General features: G+C 49.0%; 17 protein-coding genes. 7 read left to right on the top strand and 10 right to left on the bottom strand.

Going from position 1 to position 20,757, the window contains the following annotated elements:
• The first annotated feature begins 79 nt into the window (after nucleotides 1-79).
• Nucleotides 80-1,006, top strand: a complete 927-nt coding sequence (locus tag H141_RS0115335; protein WP_019677166.1) for a glycosyltransferase family 2 protein — start codon at nucleotides 80-82, stop codon at nucleotides 1,004-1,006.
• 30 nt (nucleotides 1,007-1,036) lie between these two features.
• On the opposite strand, the gene H141_RS20990 is transcribed toward H141_RS0115335, so the two are convergent.
• The 8 genes from H141_RS20990 to prlC all read right to left on the bottom strand — a co-directional run bounded on the left by H141_RS20990 (nucleotide 1,037) and on the right by prlC (nucleotide 8,581).
• Nucleotides 1,037-1,921 (bottom strand): glycosyltransferase family 2 protein, encoded by an 885-nt coding sequence (locus H141_RS20990; protein ID WP_157610961.1) that lies wholly within the window; start codon nucleotides 1,919-1,921, stop codon nucleotides 1,037-1,039.
• A 53-nt stretch (nucleotides 1,922-1,974) separates the two neighbouring features.
• Nucleotides 1,975-2,283: a redoxin family protein gene (locus H141_RS20430; RefSeq protein ID WP_338021169.1), complete on the bottom strand. Its 309-nt coding sequence runs from the start codon at nucleotides 2,281-2,283 to the stop codon at nucleotides 1,975-1,977.
• Nucleotides 2,284-2,673: 390 nt separating this feature from the next.
• The gene (locus H141_RS0115320) at nucleotides 2,674-3,567 is read right to left on the bottom strand and encodes a hypothetical protein (protein WP_019677163.1); all 894 of its coding nucleotides are present in this window, start codon (nucleotides 3,565-3,567) and stop codon (nucleotides 2,674-2,676) included.
• Between the two features lie 298 nt (nucleotides 3,568-3,865).
• Nucleotides 3,866-4,339 carry a peroxiredoxin gene (locus tag H141_RS0115315; RefSeq protein ID WP_019677162.1) on the bottom strand — a complete coding sequence of 158 codons (474 nt, stop codon included), beginning with the start codon at nucleotides 4,337-4,339 and terminating at the stop codon, nucleotides 3,866-3,868.
• Between the two features lie 50 nt (nucleotides 4,340-4,389).
• Nucleotides 4,390-5,142: a class I SAM-dependent methyltransferase gene (locus H141_RS0115310; RefSeq protein WP_019677161.1), complete on the bottom strand. Its 753-nt coding sequence runs from the start codon at nucleotides 5,140-5,142 to the stop codon at nucleotides 4,390-4,392.
• Nucleotides 5,142-5,906 (bottom strand): DNA-3-methyladenine glycosylase I, encoded by a 765-nt coding sequence (locus tag H141_RS0115305; RefSeq protein WP_019677160.1) that lies wholly within the window; start codon nucleotides 5,904-5,906, stop codon nucleotides 5,142-5,144. The genes H141_RS0115310 and H141_RS0115305 overlap by 1 nt, the downstream gene beginning before the upstream one ends.
• Before the next feature lie 28 nt (nucleotides 5,907-5,934).
• Nucleotides 5,935-6,420: a hypothetical protein gene (locus H141_RS0115300; RefSeq protein ID WP_019677159.1), complete on the bottom strand. Its 486-nt coding sequence runs from the start codon at nucleotides 6,418-6,420 to the stop codon at nucleotides 5,935-5,937.
• 70 nt (nucleotides 6,421-6,490) lie between these two features.
• Nucleotides 6,491-8,581, bottom strand: a complete 2,091-nt coding sequence (prlC, locus tag H141_RS0115295) for an oligopeptidase A (protein WP_019677158.1) — start codon at nucleotides 8,579-8,581, stop codon at nucleotides 6,491-6,493.
• A 181-nt stretch (nucleotides 8,582-8,762) separates the two neighbouring features.
• Between prlC and gorA the strand changes: the two genes are divergently transcribed.
• The 3 genes from gorA to katG all read left to right on the top strand — a co-directional run bounded on the left by gorA (nucleotide 8,763) and on the right by katG (nucleotide 14,424).
• Complete coding sequence (gene gorA, locus H141_RS0115290; protein WP_019677157.1) at nucleotides 8,763-10,118, top strand: glutathione-disulfide reductase; 1,356 nt, start codon at nucleotides 8,763-8,765, stop codon at nucleotides 10,116-10,118.
• A gap of 7 nt (nucleotides 10,119-10,125) precedes the next feature.
• A complete protein-coding gene (locus H141_RS0115285; protein WP_019677156.1) occupies nucleotides 10,126-12,081 on the top strand; it encodes an alkaline phosphatase D family protein in 1,956 nt (651 codons plus the stop codon).
• A 153-nt stretch (nucleotides 12,082-12,234) separates the two neighbouring features.
• A complete protein-coding gene (gene katG, locus H141_RS0115280) occupies nucleotides 12,235-14,424 on the top strand; it encodes a catalase/peroxidase HPI (RefSeq protein WP_019677155.1) in 2,190 nt (729 codons plus the stop codon).
• A gap of 91 nt (nucleotides 14,425-14,515) precedes the next feature.
• Here katG and H141_RS0115275 read toward each other — a convergent pair whose 3' ends face one another.
• A complete protein-coding gene (locus H141_RS0115275; RefSeq protein WP_019677154.1) occupies nucleotides 14,516-15,889 on the bottom strand; it encodes a hypothetical protein in 1,374 nt (457 codons plus the stop codon).
• A gap of 57 nt (nucleotides 15,890-15,946) precedes the next feature.
• Nucleotides 15,947-18,382, bottom strand: coding sequence for a TonB-dependent receptor (locus H141_RS0115270; RefSeq protein WP_019677153.1), 2,436 nt, complete (start codon nucleotides 18,380-18,382; stop codon nucleotides 15,947-15,949).
• Between the two features lie 188 nt (nucleotides 18,383-18,570).
• Between H141_RS0115270 and H141_RS0115265 the strand changes: the two genes are divergently transcribed.
• The 3 genes from H141_RS0115265 to H141_RS0115255 are packed head-to-tail and all read left to right on the top strand — an operon-like array spanning nucleotide 18,571 to nucleotide 20,757.
• Complete coding sequence (locus tag H141_RS0115265; RefSeq protein WP_019677152.1) at nucleotides 18,571-18,945, top strand: MerC domain-containing protein; 375 nt, start codon at nucleotides 18,571-18,573, stop codon at nucleotides 18,943-18,945.
• Complete coding sequence (gene zigA / locus H141_RS0115260; RefSeq protein ID WP_019677151.1) at nucleotides 18,932-20,167, top strand: zinc metallochaperone GTPase ZigA; 1,236 nt, start codon at nucleotides 18,932-18,934, stop codon at nucleotides 20,165-20,167. The genes H141_RS0115265 and zigA overlap by 14 nt, the downstream gene beginning before the upstream one ends.
• Nucleotides 20,164-20,757, top strand: coding sequence for a DUF1826 domain-containing protein (locus H141_RS0115255; protein ID WP_019677150.1), 594 nt, complete (start codon nucleotides 20,164-20,166; stop codon nucleotides 20,755-20,757). Before zigA ends, H141_RS0115255 begins: the two co-directional genes overlap by 4 nt.

The following is a 20,757-nucleotide window of genomic DNA, read 5'->3' as shown; positions in this document are numbered from 1 at the left end:
CTTTAATGCTAAACTTTTTGCCTTTTAAGCCGGTTTGTCTTACCAGAAACCAAAGTAAAGCCACGCGCTGGAGCTGTGCATGCCTACCGTCAATTCAGACAACACTACCTTCGAGAGAGCGACCCTGCTCGATAATATTAAAGAAGTTTTACTGCGTTTTGCAGCTTCAGGCTATTTTCCGGCCAGCGCTTTTATTAAAAACCAGCCGGTTAAAAGTGAACTGCCGGTGGTACATGACAATATCAAGCTGGAAATAGTAACCCACTGCTGGAACTATGCCCGCTTCTTTGTTTATCAGTTAAGTTCACTGGTAAAGTATCCGCCAACAGGCATGCAAGTGCGCTTTACCGTGTTTTACTCAGAACAAGATGAAGCTACCGCTAAATTACTGCAACATTTTCAAACCCTGTCGGTACCGAATGTCGAGTGGAACTTTCAGCCGCTGCCAACACCATTACTGTTACGCCGGGCCATAGGCCGCAATCGTGCCGCTAAGGAGACCAAAGCCGACTGGGTATGGTTTGCCGACTGCGATATGGTGTTTCACGAGAACTGCCTCGACGCTCTGCAGCAGCTGTTAAAAGGCCGCCAGGAAATTTTACTGTTTCCGGATACCTTGCTGGTAACGCCACTATTAACCGAGGCCGACCCGATGATTTCCGCCGGCAAAGATAAAACCACATTGCTGGAAGTCGATAAAAGCAAATTTAAACCGCGTAAATTTGACCGGGCCACCGGAGCCATTCAGATAATACATGGTGAAGTGGCACGCAATTGTGGCTATTGTGATGACTTAGCGGTATATCAGAAACCGAAATACCACTGGACCAAAACTTACGAAGATCGCGCCGTGCGCTGGCTACTTGGCACTCAGGGCGTGCCAATAGCACTGCCTAACCTGTTGCTTATTCGCCACGCTGAAAAAGGCCGCTATAAAGAAGACAGTAAAGTATCGGTTATCCGCAAAACCATTCGCCGGATCAAATCGGCGCTGATTAATAAATAAGTTGGCAACATCAGAGCTGGCCCGCTGGATTTAATTGTCCAGCGTCGGCTGGCCATACTCTTGCACCATGTTATTAATTTGAAAGTCATTACCACTATCGGGTTGCTTGTTGAGCTGCCACAAAGTCACAGCCTTACTACTTTTCCAGACGATCAGCTTTTTATTACTACCAGTACGATGGATAGCGCAACCATTTAATGTCGCCATCCAGTACAACCAGATATCATCGCCATGCGGAGATAAACGGCAAAATTTGTCGGCATCAGTTGCATCAGGGTGCAATGCACCTGGCGGGAACAATGCACCGGCGCCACTGGTAAAAAATAAGCGATTATCCGGCCCGCGTTGTTCAGTTTTTGCCTGCCAGAACCGGTAAGGTTGGAAGTTACTCTGGCTATCGAGGGTGATATAGTGAGCTCGCAGACACACTACTTCCCGTTCGCCCCCCTGGTAACCGGCCAGTAACTCGGCCAGCCAGTCATTACGATAATAAATATCATCGTCAGCAGTGACGTGGTAGGCATCAGGGTAGTCTTGCAACGCAGGAATAAGCTTTTTGTAAGACTTTATATCCTGATCTACCAAATTGATAGTTAACCCTTGCTGCTCAAGCGCTAAAACGTCTGCTGGCAGCTGCTGGTAATCAGGCTGATATAGCCACAATACCACTTTGTCAGCTGCGACTTGTTGCAGCAACAAAGATTTCAAGGTTAGATGCAACGTCTCAAAACGTGGTGGATATGAGGTTAGATTTACTATCAGCTCACCCGCCAGATTATGACTACGCTGATTTAACTTTGCCCGCCGGGACCATTGCTTAGCCAATACCGACGATGCTGTATATTGTAGCGGGATGCCACTTAACGATTTAAACTTGCGCTGCAAGTGACGCTTTAGCGTCGATAAAACTGACATACCAAAATCTCTTCAAGCAGTGTAATTAGTGACTATCAGCAACTGATCACGCTTTAACATATTATATGTGCCGCTAACATTACTTCGGCTTTGCTGACTTCAAAGGTTTTCGGCGCTTCAACATTAAGCTGGGTTACCACACCATTTTCCACCAGCATGGCGTAGCGCTGCGAGCGAACACCGCCAAAATCGCCGGTTTCCATGGTCAGGCCAACGGCTTTATGAAAGGCTGCACCGCCATCGGCTAAAAACACAATTTCCTCGGAATTCTGGATTTTGCCCCAGACGCTTATAACAATAGCATCATTTACCGCAATACAAATAACGGAATACACCCATTTGGTTTTTATCTGGTCTGCCAGTGCCAGTAAGATTGTAAATTACGCTCGCTGTCCAAAGTGATGTGATGCGCTCGGGGACAAACGACTTTTCGCTCGTTAACTTTATTGTTTAATAGCGTTAGCAAAGTAAGCATAAAGATATTGCTAAAACGCTGGGACAAGCTTATTTTAAAAACTAATGCCTTACTTGATCGGCTTTACTTTAAGCAAAGTTGTTCCAATGCCAAAATTTTCTCTGGCCTCTGCTGACTATAGGACTTGAACAGGCACAACAAAAATAAAAGATTTTAATCAGAAGAAATTTTTTATTATCGGGTGAAACTTAACTATATGACAATATATTTGTTTTACTCAATTTTTGCAGTGGCTATAGCGGCCAAATTTACTTGGCCACTATGCTTTAGTTCTTAACTAGTACACACCTGAGTCAGTACACACTGCAACTCCATCGCTTGGATCGCCGACTAAATTCATTGCCCCACTTTCCACCCTGCCATAGGGACCACCCTTCAGCTTTCGGAACCTGTCACCTTGCAGCCCATAATGGCTGTAAAAATCAAACCCGGTTGAACTATAAGGCATCATTACTAAACCATTTGAGGGATAACCAGCATATCTAACGTCCTCAGCACCATAAAAAGGATAGTCTGCATTCCCAAAACTTACCCACTCCATAACTGCTGAATACTTGTTTAATTTATACACATAGCCATTCTGTCTAACAATCCAAATTCCAGCTGTATTATTACCAGATATTGAAGATATTTCACCATATAGTGGCGAAGTAGAGTCATCAAACAGCCTTTTCTTAACCCACGATCCACTATAGCTGCTTAGGTAAGCAATTTCACCATCATTAAATATTACAATTCCAGTTTGGTTATTTCCCGCAATACCTTCAACCTTAAAAGGTGGTGTTGGTATTGACTTCCAAGTGTTGTTTGAGTATGAATCCATATACTTTATTGTGTAACCATCATCTGCAACAACTATTGGACCGTATCTGTTCTCACCTGTTAAAAACTTTACAGGAAAGCCTGGATCCCTTATATCCAACAAATTGCCAGTCGCGTAGGATTCTATGCGTTTTATCGTCCTATTTTGGTACCCTCCAGCAACGATCAAGCCTGAATTATTGTTACCTGCCAACAGTGCGCAGTTCATAGGCAGCTCGAAGTTATAACCGAAACCACTTTTAAAATCCGTTATTACTCCAACACTGTTAAGCTCGCTCGCTGAAGAACTTGCCGCTATTCCTAAGGCTACGGCGCCGAACAAAAATGCTTTTTTTGATAGAGTTTTCATTATTTACCTTATTAAAAATTAATCGTCTTAATTACCCACGAAGGGCTCAGGAAAGCTAACAAAAACTCATTTAAACTCATTTAAACTCAACAGCAGATCAAGAATATCCTTTTAAAATCAAATTAATGTCAGTGTTTTGTAAGAAAAATAGGGATAGGAAAATAAGTTGATTGATCACGGTTGATATTTGCCAAATCCGCTCGAATAAGAAAAACTTTGGTGAGAGCAACGACTTTTGAGTTTCTGAGTGAAAAAAGCTGGAATTTTCCTATTTAAAGTCCAGCTCGCGTAAAATTCTTTACAGCGCCGCTAACATCACTTCGGCTTTGCTGACTTCAAAAGTTTTCGGTGCTTCCACATTCAGTTTGGTCACTACACCGTTTTCCACCAGCATGGCATAACGCTGCGAGCGCACCCCGCCAAAATCGCCGGTTTCCATGGTCAGGCCAACTGCTTTATGAAACGCTGCACCGCCATCGGCTAAAAACACAATCTCCTCTGCGTTCTGGCTTTTACCCCAGGCACTCATCACAAAAGCGTCGTTTACTGCCGTGCAGATAATGGTATCAACACCTTTCGCCTTAATCTGGTCGGCCAGCGCAATATAACCGGGCAAATGGGCGGCAGAGCAGGTTGGGGTAAAGGCACCAGGTACCGCAAACATCAGTACTTTTTTATTAGCAAAAATCTGGCTGGTGGTCGGGTTCATTACGCCCTCTTTAGTCAGTTGCGAGAAACTGACTTCTGGTAATTTATCGCCTGTTTTAATCATTGGTATTTCCCCTGAGTTTGCTTTTTAAAATTATTAATTCGATTATCTTGTTAGAAAGCGGCATTAACATAAACATCGAACCGGTTGTTCTTGCCGGTAACGCTCATAGTCGGCGCCCGGCCTGCCAACCACTGCGCATAGCCGGGCCGTTTCACCACTACCCGCTTTTGCGCCAGCTGCAGCGCCGGTGCCAGTAAGCTATCGGCATCGTCATCACTGCCTACCACGTCATGAAAGGCACGCATTTCTTTTTTAACCTGCGCCGATTTTTCCCGGGCCGGAAACATCGGATCTAAAAATACCACATCAACCACCGGGCTGCTGGTTAACGCCTGCAATGCCGGGCAATGCAGCAGCTGCATTCGTGCTGCAACTTTGTTCAAGTGCGACTCAGTAGCTGCACGGCGCAAGCCATCTGCCAGTAAAGCCGCGACAACCGGATTGCGTTCTACCAGCGTTACCGTTGCGCCCAGGCTGGCTAAAACAAAGGCATCCCGGCCCAGCCCGGCAGTGGCATCCAGCACTGTTAAATTGGGTCTTTTGTTCAGACCAACCGCTTTGGCAATAGCTTCGCTTTTACCACCACCGTGCTGACGCCGGTAGCTGCTGGCGCCACTGGCAAAATCAACCAGAATAGCGCCCTGTTTTGCCAAAGTAGTGTTCAGCAGCACCAGCGCCCCCTGTTGCATACTCAGGTACCAGCCAACCGGCTCTGTTACTGTACTCAGCCCAAATTGCTGTTGCAGCTGCTGGCCGTAATTGGCGCTTAACTCAGCGTTTAGCAGCAGCGGAATAGAGGACATCAACGCTGCATACCCAGATAATTTTCGCCACAACTCAGCGCCACTATCTGACTGATTTCCTGCAAACTTAACCCTGATTGCTGCTGCCACAGATTAAATTGTTGCTGAATTTGCTTCAGGCTGCGCTGGCTGTTAATACCGCCATCAAATACACCATAGGCCCGCAAGTAAGCTTCAATATCCTGAGTAAGCAGAAAGGTATCTTTGCCAATAGCCCGCAGCGCATAGGGGCCGGTGTTCCCCCCCAGTCTGGCGCCATGCTTTTTTAAGTAAGCCCACAAGCCAATAATATTGTCAGTGGGCCAGTCGGCAATAAAGCGGGCAAAGCTTTGCTGCTCTTGCTGAACTTCTTGCTGCTGTGCTTCTTGCTGCTGGACTTCTTGTTGCTGGACTTCTTGTTGCTGGACATTGAAAATCATCAGGGCATTATCGCGAATGGTAAATACTTTACTTAAGTTGCGGATAATCCGTGGGTCGGCCGCTTTTTTCTCCAGCATTTCATCGCTGAGCAGCAACACTTTTTCAATATCAAAATCGAAAAACAGCTCGCAAAAACCCGGCCACTTCTGTCGCACTACCCGCCAGACAAAACCTGACTGAAATACTTTTTTAGTCAGCTCTGCCAGTAGCTGGTTATCAGGCAACTGTGCCAGTGTTGCAGGCGCCAGCGGCTTGCTGGTTAACGCCTTAAGCGCAGTATCACCGCCTTTACGCTGACAAGCCCGCTGATAAATAGCAGTAAAATGTTCTACTGTACCTGCCATACTGCTCCGTGCTGTTTACTGTTGGCTATTAGTAACTAAGGCTATCTACCAGTTTACACTGGCCACCCGACAACTCTACGGCAGGTTTAGGCACCACGGCGCAATCTGACATCCGGCCCAGCCGCATATTTTCTGCTTCGGCTGCAGCATTGTAGGCCGCAATTTTTGCCAGAATCTCTGCTTCATTACCGTCTTTGGTGGAATAGGCAATATATCGGGCCGGCCCACCACAAGGTTTATGGCCAAAACCTGTTACCCGGCACTGCCTGTTATCATCGGCGCTGGCGTCACCAATTAACGCCAGTGCTTCGCGTCTTAAGGCCTCGACATCTTGATCTGCTGTTAAACTCATTTGCTTCTCCTTCGCTTTTACGGCGGCAATCGGGTCTTTTACCGGATCGATGGCCTCCACTAACGGCTCGGGCGCTAACCGCTCTTCATTTGCTGCCTGGCCTTGCTGGCAACCTGTTAACGCCAATAAGAATATTGCCAGTAATGCTGTTTGGTATTTCATCCGCCACTTTCCTTTTTGTTTAATCCTGACAGAGCAAAACTGAATAAGCAATTAATTAAATGTTAACAGCTTAACCGGCAATTCCCATATGCCGCAGTAAGGCTTCATTAGATGGCTCGCGGCCGCGGAAGCCTTTAAATAACTCCATAGGCTCGGCGCTGCCACCACGCTCTAAAATCCAGCTTAAGAAATCACGGCCGGTAGCCGGATTAAACACCCCTTCTTCTTCAAAGCGGCTGAATGCATCGGCTGACAATACCTCAGCCCACAAATAACTGTAATAACCGGCACCATAGCCTCCGGCGAAAATATGGCCAAAACCATGCTGAAAACGATTAAAGCGTGGCGGTACGATGACAGACACTTCGCTGCGAACTTCATCCAGCAATTGTTGCACCCGGGCACCAACTGCACCGGTATAAGAGTCGTGGTATTCACTATGTAACCGCATATCAAACAATGCAAATTCCAGCTGGCGCACTAAAAACAGCGCCGATTGGAAGTTTTTCGCTGCCAGCATTTTGTCCAGCAAATCCTGTGGCAGCGGCTCAGCGGTCTGATAATGGCCGGAGATAATTGCCAGTGCTTCAGGCGCCCAGCACCAATTTTCCAGAAACTGACTTGGCAGTTCTACTGCATCCCAGGCCACACCGTTAATACCGGCAACGGCTGCGGCATCTACTTTGGTCAGCATATGGTGCAAGCCGTGGCCAAATTCATGGAATAAGGTGACGACTTCATCGTGAGTAAACAGTGCAGGCTTGCCACCAACTGGTTTATTAAAATTACAGGTTAAATAAGCAACCGGGGTTTGCACCCTGCCATCTGGCAACAGGCGTCTGCCGCGGCAATCATCCATCCAGGCACCACCGCGCTTCTGGCTGCGGGCATATAAATCCAGGTAAAAGCTACCGCGCAACTCACCATGACTATCGGTGATATCATAAAAACGCACATCCGGGTGCCAGACATCAACAGCTTTTCGTTCGCTAACCGTTACCCCAAATAATTTATTAACCACCTTAAACAGTCCCGGTACCACTTTGGTTTCCGGAAAATAGGGCCGCAGTTGCTCATCTGATACTGAATATCTGGCTTGCTTCAGCTTTTCGCCGAAATAAGTCACATCCCAGGCTGCCAGTTCTGCTGCCTGAGATTGTTTACAGGCAAAGTCACTCAACTCGGTTAAATCCTGCTGGGCCTGCGGTTTAGCGCGGCGAGCCAGGTCAGTTAAAAAATCCAACACCTGGGCCGGGCTATCAGCCATTTTAGTTACCAGCGACTCTTCAGCAGCATTGTCAAAATCCAGCAGCTGCGCCAATTCATGTTTTAATGCCAGAATCTCATCAATAATGGCACTGTTATCAAACTGACCGGCATGCGGCCCCTGATCAGAAGCACGGGTGCAATAAGCACTGTAAAATTCCTCGCGTAACTGCCGGTTATCAGCGTAGGTCATAATCGCAATGTAGCTCGGGAACTCGAGGGTAAAGACCCAACCTTCTAATTCGCGGCTTTTCGCTTCCTCAGCAGCAGCCAGGCGGGCATCTTCTGGTAAACCACTGAGTAATGCCTGGTCAGTGATCTGTTTAAACCAGGCCTCGGTTGCGTCAAGCGTGTTATTCGAAAAAGTCGAGCTTAGCTCTGATAAGCGGCTTTGAATCTCGCCATAGCGCTTTTTCTTTGCTGCAGATAAGCCAATACCTGATAATTTAAAGTCACGCAGGGCATTAGTAATCACTTTTTGCTGAGCCGGGGTTAAGCCGGCAAACTCGTCGCTATTTTTTAGCTGCTGATACGCTTGATATAGCCCCTCGTGCTGCCCCAGCCAGGTACTGAAATCGGATAACAGCGGCAGACAGCTTTCATAAGCCTCACGTAGCTCGGGGCTGTTCACCACAGAATTTAAATGTGACACCGGCGACCAGAGCCGGCCCAGTTGGTCGCTGTCGTGCTCCAGTTGCTCTATCAGGCTTTGCCAGCTGATATTGCCAGCAGCTAGCACCCGCTCTACCGCCCGGCGCGACGTGGTGATTGCCGCTTCAACGGCCGGCTTAACCTGCTCAGGTTTGATAAGGGAGAATGGCGGTAAATCGGTAAAGGTCAGTAACGGGTTGTTGCTTACTACCATGGCTTGTGGTTTTGATAAAGAATCCGGCATAGAAGTGTCCTGAGAATAGCGCTGATAATGATGCATATGTTGGGTTGTCAGCCTCATTTGTCAAGGCAGCGACGGCGTTGCTTGTCGCAATACGCTTGTTTTTAGCTTTAGTTAGTCATATATCTTGCCTATATCCGGCGCTTAGCCGCAAATCGTTTTTCTAAAATTAAGGGCATAGTTTATGGCAAGGCATTTTAACTATCTGGCAATAGGTGCCGGCAGTGGCGGCATTGCCTCTGCTAACAGGGCGGCAATGCGGGGCGCCAGTGCCGCGGTTATTGAAGCCAAAGCGGTTGGCGGCACCTGTGTTAATGTTGGCTGCGTGCCTAAAAAAGTAATGTGGTATGGCGCGCATATTGCTGAAGCCATTAAATATAGTGCCGACTATGGTTTCAAGCTTACAGAAAACGGCTTTGACTGGGCGACATTAGTGAAAAACCGTGAAGCCTACATCGAGCGCATTCATGCAGGTTACCAGCGTGGTTTTGCCAGTAACGGCGTGGAGTTTATCGAAGGCTTCGCCCGCTTTGTGAATGCCAATACGGTAGAGGTAAACGGTGAACATATTACGGCAGACCATATCACTATTGCTACCGGCGGCCAGCCATTAATCCCTGACGTACCGGGGGCGGAACATGGTATCGATTCAGATGGCTTTTTTGCCTTAACCCGCCAGCCGAAGAAAGCCTTAGTAGTGGGTGCCGGTTATATCGCGGTAGAAATAGCCGGGGTATTGCACGCCCTGGGTACTGACAGCCACTTGTTGATCCGCAAAGATAGGCCACTGCGCGACTTTGACACCGATATTACCGAGATGCTGCTGGAGCGGATGGCCCAGGACAAACTACAACTGCACAAGCATACCAACGTCAAACAAGTGCTGAAAAACGCCGATGGCAAGTTAACCGTAAGCTGCGATAACGACGTGGAATTTACCGACGTAGACTGCCTGATTTGGGCCATTGGCCGGGCGCCGGCTACTGCCAACATTAACCTGCAAGCTGCCGGCGTTAATACCGATAAAGATGGTTTTATCCGTACCGACAAATATCAGAACACCAATGTCACAGGCATTTATGCGGTAGGCGATATTACCGGTGAAGCCCAGCTTACGCCGGTTGCCATTAAAGCCGGCCGGCAGTTAGCAGAGCGCTTATTTAATCCTGCACTGCCGGATGCCCATATGGATTATTCGTTAATTCCAACCGTCGTCTTCAGCCATCCGCCAATCGGTACTATTGGTTTAACAGAAGCCCAGGCTCGCGAGCAATATGGTGAAGACAACATTAAAGTATACCGCTCCAATTTTGCTGCCATGTATAACGCCATTACCAGCCACCGGGCACTAAGCCGCTTTAAACTGGTTTGTGCCGGCGAAAATGAAAAAGTGGTTGGCCTGCATGGTATTGGCGAAGGCATGGACGAAGTACTGCAGGGCTTTGCCGTGGCAATGAAAATGGGGGCCACCAAGGCTGATTTTGACAGTACGGTCGCACTGCACCCAACCAGTGCAGAAGAGTTTGTTACGCTCAGATGACTAATAAATGACGGCTTACGCAGCAGCGCCATCTGCCAATAATAGCTTGCCACTGGTACTGGCAGGTCCTCTGCTGCGCGCAGTCACGCCAACCAGCGTCACCTTATGGCTGGCTACCAGCCAGCCAGTCCACTTGCAGTTAAATCTTTACCCAAACAACCAAGACGTACGCCATTTTGATGCAGCGCAAATGCAGCAGCATTGTCAGAGCATGCGCTGCGCCGGTAAGCTGTTTTTGCAGCTGATTCATATTCCGCTGCAGCAGCCCTTACCAAGCGGTTGCTGGATTGAATACGACTTACAGCTGGCGACTGAGCAAGAAACCTGGTTGGGCTGGCAACACTGGGCACCGGACCTGGTGTATCCAGGACGAAACAACCCCGGTTTTGTTATTCAACCCAAACTGCAAAGCCTGTTGCATGGCTCATGCCGTAAACCGCATTTCGATGCCGATGATGGCCTGCTGGCCGCAGACTTACACCTGCAGCAAACGCCAGCAGAGCAATGGCCGGCGTTACTGCTGTTAAGTGGCGACCAGATATATGCTGATGATGTGGCCGCTCCGATGCTCAGAGCGATTCATCAATTAATAAACCAGCTGGATTTTTCTGATGAAAGCCTGCCGTGCTCGATAATCAGTCAATCCAGTGAATTACACCGGGACAGCCCTTACTATTATAGGCGCGACAGTTTGCTGCCAAAAACCGATGCCGGAGAAGCCGTGCTGACTCAGGTATTCAAAGGCGCGAAAAAGCCGGTTTTCACCTCAGACAATGCGCGCAATCATCTTATCAGTCTGGCAGAAGTACTTGGTATGTACTTACTGGTGTGGTCGCCAGCTGGCTGGCAAACTAATGCGACAGAACTCAGCACAACACTGAGCGCAACACTGACTGATAGCGAGCGGCAAACCTATACTGAACAACAAAATATTATTCAGCAATTTGCTGTCGGCCTTGCTAAGGTAAGAAGGCTGTTGGCCCATTTACCCAGCGCCATGATCTTTGATGATCATGATGTCACCGACGACTGGAATCTGACCGCAAAATGGGAGCAAACTGCTTATAACCATGACTTTTCACGCCGCATAATTGGCAATGCGCTAATTGGCTATCTGCTATGTCAGGCATGGGGAAACGCACCAGAGCGTTTTGATAGCAATTTGCTGCAACAGACAGAACAGGCGCTCACAGACAGCGGTTGTGCGCAGCATCAGCAATTGATCACTGAGTTATTACGCTTTAGTCAATGGCACTATCAATGGCCTACTGAACCCCCGCTGCTGGTATTGGATACCCGTACCCGCCGTTGGCGCTCAGAAGTTGCCCTGGGTAAACCATCTGGCCTGCTTGACTGGGAAGCGATTACTGAGTTACAGCAAGATTTAATTGGCCACGATGCGGTGGTACTGGTGTCACCGGCGCCGGTGTTTGGTGTAAAGCTGATTGAGGGTATTCAAAAATTATTTACTTTGTTAGGTAAACCGCTATTGGTTGATGCCGAAAACTGGATGGCGCACCGCGGCACCGCCTACGCATTAATGAACTTGTTCCGCCATCCAAAAACACCAAAGCACTTTGTTATTCTCTCCGGCGACGTGCATTACTCTTTTGTGTATGAAGTTCACCTGCGCGGCCACCAGCATGGGCCGGATATCTGGCAAATTACCAGCAGTGGTTTAAAAAACGAGTTTCCGGGGCGGCTGCTGGATATTCTGGACAGGTTAAACCGCTGGCTGTATTCACCACGATCGCCATTAAACTGGCTAACCAAACGGCGACGGATGAAAATTGTGCCACATAAGCCCGACACTGCTAAAGCTGGTGAGCGCTTGCTTAATATGGCGGGCATTGGCCTGGTAGAACTTCATGCCGATGGCTCACCAAAACGGGTGGTTCAGCTTGGTGCAAAAGGCCAGGCTGTTGCCTTTAATATTAGCGAAGAAGACGCCCGCTGGGAGTAGCGGAGCCAGCGGCCGCCACCAATCAAAAAAACCGATTAAGCTGTCCCATAAAACTTGCTTTAATAGTTGAAAAATCAAGTCTATAATTGCTTGTATAGAAAACCGGGAGCCTGTTGTATTCCCATTTTATTAGCACAGCACAAGGAGTAAGACATGGATAACGGCAACAACAATACCGGCGGAAAGTGCCCGGTAATGCATGGCGGTAATACTTCTGCCGCTTCAAATGCAAAGAACTGGTGGCCTAAAGCACTGAATTTAGACATTCTGCATCAGCACGATAGCAAAACTAATCCATTGGGAGCAGATTTTAACTATGCTGCTGAATTTGCAAAACTTGACCTGGAAGCTGTTAAACAGGACTTGAAAGATTTTATGACCAGCAGCCAGGACTGGTGGCCCGCAGATTGGGGACACTATGGTGGCCTGATGATAAGGATGGCATGGCACAGTGCCGGTTCCTATCGCATTGCAGACGGTCGCGGCGGCGGTGGTACAGGTAACCAGCGTTTTGCGCCACTTAATAGTTGGCCTGATAACGCCAACCTCGACAAAGCGCGTCGCCTGTTGTGGCCGATTAAGCAGAAATACGGTAATAAATTGTCATGGGCAGATTTAATTATCCTGGCTGGTAATATGGCTTATGAATCAATGGGTTTAAAAACCTTTGGTTTTGCTGGTGGCCGCGCCGATATCTGGCACCCGGAAAAAGATACCTACTGGGGCTCTGAAAAAGAATGGTTGGCGCCCTCTGGTAGTGACGGCAGTCGCTATTCTGGTGAACGTAACCTGGAAAATCCGTTGGCAGCAGTAATGATGGGGTTAATTTACGTTAATCCAGAAGGTGTCGATGGCAAGCCCGACCCGTTAAAAACAGCCCATGATGTAAGGGTTACCTTTGAACGGATGGCGATGAATGATGAAGAAACTGTCGCGTTAACTGCGGGTGGTCACACCGTAGGGAAATGCCATGGTAATGGCAGAGCCGAAAACTTAGGGCCAGAGCCGGAAGCAGCGGAGCTTGAAGAACAAGGCCTGGGCTGGAACAACCATAAAACCCGCGGCATTGGTCGCGATACCATGACCAGTGGTATCGAAGGTGCCTGGACTACTCATCCAACAAAATGGGACAACGGCTATTTCTATTTATTGTTTACCTATGATTGGGAACTGAAAAAGAGCCCGGCCGGCGCCTGGCAATGGGAACCTATCAACATTAAAGAAGAAGATAAGCCGGTCGACGTTGAGGATCCGACTATTCGTCTCAACCCCATCATGACTGATGCTGATATGGCGATGAAGATGGACCCGGAATATCGCAAAATTTCCGAGCATTTCTATAAAAACCCCGAATATTTCTCAGAGGTTTTTGCCCGCGCCTGGTTTAAACTGACTCACCGTGATTTGGGACCGAAAAGTCGCTATCTGGGTGCCGATGTGCCAGCAGAGGATCTGATCTGGCAAGACCCGGTACCTGCTGTCGATTACAGCTTAAGTGACACTGAAATCAGTGATCTGAAAGCAAAAATACTCCAAAGCGGCTTAACAACAGCAGAGCTGGTAGCAACAGCATGGGATAGTGCCCGCACTTTCCGTGGTTCAGATTATCGTGGCGGCGCTAACGGTGCCAGAATACGCCTTGCACCGCAAAAAGACTGGCAGGGTAATGAGCCGGAGCGTCTGCAAAAAGTACTCGCAGTATATGAAAACATCCTGGCTGGTTTAAGCAAAAAGGTAAGCATTGCCGATCTGATCGTGTTAGGTGGCAGTACGGCAATTGAACAAGCGGCAAAAGCAGCGGGCGTAGCAGTAAATGTGCCATTTGCAGCAGGGCGTGGCGATGCAAGTCAGGAGCAAACGGATATTGAATCATTTGAGGTGTTAGAACCAATACATGATGCTTATCGCAACTGGTTGAAAAAAGACTATACCGTGCAACCTGAAGAACTGATGCTTGATAAAACTCAGTTACTTGGTCTGACAGCGGCTGAGATGACAGTGCTTGTTGGTGGTATGCGGGTGTTAGGGGCTAACTACGATGGCACTAAACACGGAGTATTCACTGATAATGTTGGCGCACTGACTAACGACTTTTTCGTTAATCTGACTGATATGAACTACACCTGGCAACCTGCAGGACGTAACTTGTACAATATCGTAGAGCGTAAAACCGGCACCACAAAGTGGACTGCAACCCGGGTTGATCTGGTATTCGGTTCAAACTCGATATTACGCTCCTATGCTGAAGTGTATGCGCAGGATGATAATAAACAGAAGTTTGTGCAAGACTTTGTCAAAGCCTGGGTAAAAGTGATGAACGCCGATCGCTTTGACTTACGCTAAGCACGTTTAATACAGTAAGTATAAAACGGTAACAAAAAACCGCTGCAGGGTTTACCTGGCAGCGGTTTTTTATACGCTATAGCTTAGCGGGTTAATGATCGTGATGATCATCCGATGGATTTGCCACCCCCAGCCACGTCAGGCGATGCGGGGTAAAGCTAAGTTGCTTGGTACTAACCACCTCAGCATCGTGCAGATCAACAGTATGTAACTGATTTGCGATGGGGTCGGTGACATACACCTTATCGTCAGCGGCAGAGATGGCCAGCTGGAAGCGGGCACCGGCAGGCATATCAGCCAGATCAGCTGCAGTTAACGGCAGTTTTGCAACAAATTCAAAGGCAGGCTCTGCTTCACCTGCATGCTCGTGACCATGATAGTTAAAAATGGTCAGGGTGCCGGTGTTATCCAGTAATACAAACTTTTCGCCCTGCTCAGCAAAACCATAGCCCCAGATTGCGGTAGCGGCATCAGCTTGCCAGTCCAGTAATTCCATTTCAGCATCTTCAGCATGAATGGCAAAAACCGCGCTACCCGCTATACCGATAAAGTGCCCGGCACTGTGATCACCCGCCAGGGTACCAATCCGCATAGTGTCAGTAAAATCTTCAGTATTCGCCAATTTGCTGGCCGTAAAGGTATCGCCGACTTGCTCAATCAGCAAGACGCCATCGGTACAGCCAAAAGCAATAAAATCGTGATTTTGGGCACTGCCATGTAAATTAGGGCAGCTAACAGCGAAGGTTTCCTCCAAATCAAAATGATCATCGTGCTGATGATACAAGCCCACCTGGTCCGGCAAAGTAGTGCTGCTGTTTTCGTCACGAATCGTACTGAGCAAATACTCACCGCGGGCCTGAGCCGCGCCATGCTGATGGGTGGTTAAGCTCAGTTGCGGATAATTGCTGCTATCTTCACCAATGTCAGCATCAGTTAATACGGCAACGCCAGCCGCCGCACCTGTGGTGGCATTACCATCAAAGAATACCGCTAACTGGCCGTCAGCCGCGCTGAAATGCGTTGGCCTAACCTGTGCAAGCTGGAATGGCATTAAGCGCGGTGCCGCCTGAAAATCATCCATATGATCAACATGGTCTTCCTGCCACAAGCCGCCATCAATAAACTGCACTAAATCCTGGTTACGTTGCACTATAGCGGCATAACGGTTATCGCCAGAGGCAACGATAGCACTTGGGGTAGCGGTAACTAAAAAGGTTTCCAGTTCGGTTTTTTCCGGTAACGTCAGTACCTGGACAAAATCATTGTCGATAGCGGAGATCACCAGCCGGCCGGCACTGCCTTCAGCACCATGGTCGTGCTCGTCATCATGGTCGTCGCCATGATCATGGTCATCGTCCACCGCTATTGGGTCTTTTTCAATAATAGTGGTGGTACTGTCACCACAACCGCTCAGCAAAGAGACGCTAATCAGCACCGCCAGCATGGTCAATTTAGTTTGTAACATAATAACTCCCAAAAAATAAAAAAAGCAGCGGGCCAGGAATCCCCCACTGCAAAAAAATCAGAACCGACCGCGCAAACCCACTGCCAGCGAGCGGCCTGGTAGCGGTGCTAAGTCTTTTAAAAATGAGGTATGAACCCGCGCAGTCTGGTTGGTCAGATTCTGGCCTTTCAGATAGAAGGTCAGTTCCTGCAGGCCAACATCGAAACGGTAACTTACACTGGCATCCAGCAAGGTATAGCCTGCTGTAGCCTGTTCCATTTCGGCAACTTTATTCTGCTTAAAATAACGGGTGGCACGTAAATCAGCACTGATCGCATCTTGCTCATAGCCAATTTCTGCTGCTATGCGCAGCGGCGGAGTCCGCGGTAAATCACCGCCGTCCTGCAACCGGGCGCGGATATAATCGCCCTGCAAAGTCAGCTTAAAGGGATCATTAATTTGCCAGACATATTGTGCTTCCAGGCCGTGTAAAGTTACATCAGCCGCAGCGAACAAATATACCGGCATTTCACCTTCGTGCTCATCAGCAGCCTCGGCTGCATGTTCTTCATGGCCATCTTCGGCAAACAAGCCGGTATTTTTCTGGTAATAATAGTTATCAATGCGGTTATAAAAAGCGTTTAACACAAAACCGGTGTTACCACTGAACTTACGCAGGGTAATATCCAGATTATTGGATTTTTCCAGCTCAATCGGTTGAGTATTTAGCTCAAAGCCATGCTCATCCTGCACAAACAGCGCACCAATTTCATAAGACGCGGTACTGATATGCGGCCCGAACGACAGCAATTCGGCTGCTGAAGGTGCCCGCTGCGAATGCGAAGCCGACAAACCAATGTTATAGCCTGCAGCAAAATCCCATACTGCACCGGCCGATAAGCTATAAGGCGTAAAACGCTGTTTTACGTCAAATACCCGGATATATTCCGTGCCTCCATGGCCATGATCATGCTCGTCTTCAGCCCCATGCTCATCATGGCCGTGCGCCGCCAACTCAGGCAACACCACGTTGGGTGCCTCAACGGTTACCCGCTCTACACGAGCACCCAGTTGTAGCAACCAGTCACCGATATGGCGCTCCTCTACCCAACCCAATGCCAGCATTTCGGTTTCCGATGGCGGGGTAAACGCTTCCTCTCCTAGTGCTTCAAAATCGCTGAACTTATAGTGCAGGCTTATGCCGCCACGCCAATCCTGAAATGTCCGGTGCAACACTTCAATCCGCGCTTCATGGCTGCGGTTTTTAAAGGTGGTACCAATTTCACCGTTCTCAATTTCGCTATGCTGATAATCAGTAAATGCCAGTTTGGTATTTATTGCCCGGATAAAGCCAGAGTTAATATTCAGCTCGCTTAACAGCTGATAGCGATTTTGAGTCAGATCGGCATACACCTCTTCTTCAGCGCCGTGCTCTTCGTGTTCATCATGGTCGCCATGGTCGTGGCCTTCATGCTCATCGTCGCCGCCATGACCACCGTGTGAATGCCCCGGAATACCGTACTCACGATCCAGCCGGCCGTAAGATAAGCCAATGAAGCCGTTATCCAGCAGTACACTGCCGCCCAGGGTAAAGCCTTTGGCCGTGGCAGCGGTATTATCAACCCGGCCTTTTACTGCATCGTCATCCGGCTGTGCTTCCGCAAAACCCGGAATACGGTAACTGTCGTTATCGCGCCAGAAACCATCAATATATAAACCAATATTGTCGACGCCACTTACCAATGAGCCAGATGCCAGTTTTTCATCATTAACTGACTCGCGCTGGACCATCCATTCAGCCCGGGTGGTGTTATCGGTAGGGATGCGCTGATCAACCACATTAACCACGCCACCAATAGCACCACTGCCATAAAACAGAGTAGCCGGGCCGCGCAGCACTTCAATCTGAGTCGCGGTACTGGTTTCGCTTGCTACACTGTGATCCGGGCCTATCCGCGACGCATCGCCGGCATCTAAACCATTCTGGGTAATCAGCACCCGCGGCCCATCCAGGCCGCGGATAATAGGACTGCTGGCCACATTGCCATAAAAGTTAGAGTGCACCCCAACTTCATTTTTTAAGGTATCACCTAAAGTGGCAGCCTGGCGCATTTTTAAGGCATCGCCAGCCAGCACACTAACCGGTAATGAAGACTCAGTAGCAGAGGCATGAAACGGGCTGGCGGTTACGTCGATAACTTCAATGGTGCTGCTAAGCAAAGTCAGACTAACATCACTCAGCCCCTGAGCAGGGACGTCAAACCGGAAATTACGATGGCCAAAACGGCGGGCTTCAATATGTAGTTCAGCCTCTCCGGTCCTGAGATTGGTTACGGTAAAGCGGCCATTAGCATCAGTAACAATCAATTGGTTTTCGCCAATAACACTAACTTCTGCGCCGGCAACGGGTTGGCCATTTTCATCTGTTACCACCCCGGAAATAGTCTCTGCCATCAGCGGACTGGCCAGCATGCCGGCAGCAACGACGCTGGCTATCATAGTTTTTTTAAACATCTTGTTCCCCATAAGAATACCGATTTTACTGAAATCGCTGGCAACGGTTTTCGGTCAACCAACTGCAACTGGCCGAATAATTGATATGTTATAACATTTTCCATTGTTTTGTTATACTATAACATTGTTTTTTTAGTGGCAATGTCTTGCCAGCTTTTCCGCCAGGTATTAATTGTCAGGGAGTTACTATGAAAGATCTTATTGCAGCAGCACTGTCCGGACTTTGCGTGGTGCATTGTTTAACCCTGCCCATTTTACTGGCGGTGGGTAGTTCCGGCTTGTTGTTAGGCGTTTTCAGTTCAGAGTGGTTTCATTATCTGATGCTATTGCCGATCAGTGTCTTGCTGGCCTGGAGCCTGCCCGGCGGCTGGTGTGTCCATCACAATAAAACCCCATTTATTCTGGGTTTGAGCGGTTTTCTGTTATTGGTTGTGGCACTGTTTGCGGGCCATGACGCCGAGCTACCCTTATCGGTAGCAGGTGGTTTGCTACTGGCGACTGCCCACCTGCGTAACCGCGTGTTGTTACAACGCTCACAGGAGACCCCACATGCCGCACACTAACCCTGTTAACAATACTCTTTTAAAAGATCAGCGCTTACCGGTAACGGTACTGTCTGGCTTTTTGGGGGCCGGTAAAACCACCCTGCTCAATTATGTATTGCATAACCGCGACGGCCTGCGTGTTGCCGTTATCGTCAATGATATGAGCGACGTCAATATTGATGCTAACCAGCTGAATAAGGAAGTTAGCCTGAACCGCGCTGAAGAAAAACTGGTGGAAATGAGCAATGGCTGTATTTGCTGCACCTTGCGTGAAGACTTGTTACTGGAAGTAGGCAAATTAGCCAAAGCTGGTCGTTTTGATTATCTGTTGATTGAATCAACCGGCATCTCCGAGCCGTTGCCCATTGCCGAAACTTTTACTTTTGAGCATGAAGATGGTCAGAGCCTGGCCGATATCGCCAGGTTAGATACCCTGGTTACAGTAGTTGATGCCGTCAACTTTCTGGCCGATTTTGAAGCTGCCGACGATTTAGCCGAACGTGGCGAAAGCCTCGGCGAAGATGATGAACGCAGCGTGGCCGATTTGCTGATAGAGCAAGTCGAGTTTTGTGATGTGTTGGTTATCAGTAAAAGTGATTTAGTCAGTTCGCTGCAATTGCAGCGGCTCGATGTGATTTTACGCAGTCTGAATAGCCGGGCCCGGATTATTCACGCTGAGCATGGTAAAGTCGACTTAACCCATATTCTCAATACCGGTCTGTTTGATTTTGAGCAAGCCCAGCAAGCACCCGGCTGGTTGCAGGAACTGCGCGGCGAACATAAGCCGGAAACCGAAGAATACGGCATCAGTAGCTTTGCCTTTACTGCCCGCAAACCCTTCCACCCTGAGCGCTTCAATGCTTTTTTACATCAGGATTGGCCAACAGGTCGCCTGCTCCGCTCTAAAGGGTACTTCTGGCTGGCCAGCACACCGGAGTATGCCTGGCTGTGGCATCAGGCTGGCGGTATCGCCCGCTATAATATGGCCGGCTTGTTCTGGCAGGCGGTACCGGCTGCCGATTGGCCGCAAGACCCTGAAATGCGTCAGGCTATCAGGCAAAGCTGGCAGGAACCCTTTGGCGACCGGCGCCAGGAGTTAGTATTTATCGGTCAGCAGCTGGATAAAAGCAACATGTTGCTTGAACTGGAAGCCTGCCTGCTAACCGATGCAGAACTGGCGCTGGGTGAGGCAGGCTGGCAGCAGTTACCCAGCCCCTTTACTGAGGAGCAACTGGCATGAGCGCCCCGTCATTTCAGTCATTTAGCTCATTTCAACCGGTTAGCCGCCAACTGGTAACCAGCGATCCTGAGGTACTCACTCAGATTTTTGCACCCGATGTTAATCTGGTGAGCTGGCAACGGCAGCAGATAGCGGCGATATCTGTCTATTGTCAGCGGCTCAGTCTGTCACTGCCCATTAAGCGGATTGTCAGTATCGACAGCCTGCAAGCGGATATCGCTGCAGCGCTGCCCGATGCCCCCGGGAAAACTGAGCTGCTGGCCGATATTGCCCTGCAGTGCGAAATATTCAGCTGCCTGATGGATTGCCAGCAACTGGGGCTGCGGCTGGAAACCTTAAGCAAACCAATGTGCCCAAAGTTTCATACCGATCATCTGGTCTGCCGGCTGGTCTGTACTTACCTCGGCCCGGGAACAGAGTGGCAGCCAGAGCCGGGCAGCCAGCAACAGAATACCAGCGCGCAAGCCGCCCCCTTTGCTATTACCCTGTTAAAAGGCTCAGGCTGGGAGGGCAATGAAAAGCAGGCAATAGTGCACCGCTCGCCGGCTACCGCCTTACCGCGGGTGTTACTGACCCTGGATCCGATGTAG

This window comes from Arsukibacterium perlucidum DSM 18276, assembly GCF_000382165.1.
GTDB classification, from domain to species: Bacteria; Pseudomonadota; Gammaproteobacteria; order Enterobacterales; family Alteromonadaceae; genus Alishewanella; species Alishewanella perlucidum.
Note: the sequence above shows the minus strand (reverse complement) of the source record. Positions and strands in the feature narration are given on the sequence as shown.

Coding starts and splice junctions, on each gene's coding strand:
- H141_RS0115335 (WP_019677166.1), top strand. CDS start 80: ATGCCTACCGTCAATTCAGACAACACTACCTTCGAGAGAGCGACCCTG.
- H141_RS20990 (WP_157610961.1), bottom strand. CDS start 1,921: ATGTCAGTTTTATCGACGCTAAAGCGTCACTTGCAGCGCAAGTTTAAA.
- H141_RS0115320 (WP_019677163.1), bottom strand. CDS start 3,567: ATGAAAACTCTATCAAAAAAAGCATTTTTGTTCGGCGCCGTAGCCTTA.
- H141_RS0115315 (WP_019677162.1), bottom strand. CDS start 4,339: ATGATTAAAACAGGCGATAAATTACCAGAAGTCAGTTTCTCGCAACTG.
- H141_RS0115310 (WP_019677161.1), bottom strand. CDS start 5,142: ATGTCCTCTATTCCGCTGCTGCTAAACGCTGAGTTAAGCGCCAATTAC.
- H141_RS0115305 (WP_019677160.1), bottom strand. CDS start 5,906: ATGGCAGGTACAGTAGAACATTTTACTGCTATTTATCAGCGGGCTTGT.
- H141_RS0115300 (WP_019677159.1), bottom strand. CDS start 6,420: ATGAAATACCAAACAGCATTACTGGCAATATTCTTATTGGCGTTAACA.
- prlC (WP_019677158.1), bottom strand. CDS start 8,581: ATGCCGGATTCTTTATCAAAACCACAAGCCATGGTAGTAAGCAACAAC.
- gorA (WP_019677157.1), top strand. CDS start 8,763: ATGGCAAGGCATTTTAACTATCTGGCAATAGGTGCCGGCAGTGGCGGC.
- H141_RS0115285 (WP_019677156.1), top strand. CDS start 10,126: ATGACGGCTTACGCAGCAGCGCCATCTGCCAATAATAGCTTGCCACTG.
- katG (WP_019677155.1), top strand. CDS start 12,235: ATGGATAACGGCAACAACAATACCGGCGGAAAGTGCCCGGTAATGCAT.
- H141_RS0115275 (WP_019677154.1), bottom strand. CDS start 15,889: ATGTTACAAACTAAATTGACCATGCTGGCGGTGCTGATTAGCGTCTCT.
- H141_RS0115270 (WP_019677153.1), bottom strand. CDS start 18,382: ATGTTTAAAAAAACTATGATAGCCAGCGTCGTTGCTGCCGGCATGCTG.
- H141_RS0115265 (WP_019677152.1), top strand. CDS start 18,571: ATGAAAGATCTTATTGCAGCAGCACTGTCCGGACTTTGCGTGGTGCAT.
- zigA (WP_019677151.1), top strand. CDS start 18,932: ATGCCGCACACTAACCCTGTTAACAATACTCTTTTAAAAGATCAGCGC.
- H141_RS0115255 (WP_019677150.1), top strand. CDS start 20,164: ATGAGCGCCCCGTCATTTCAGTCATTTAGCTCATTTCAACCGGTTAGC.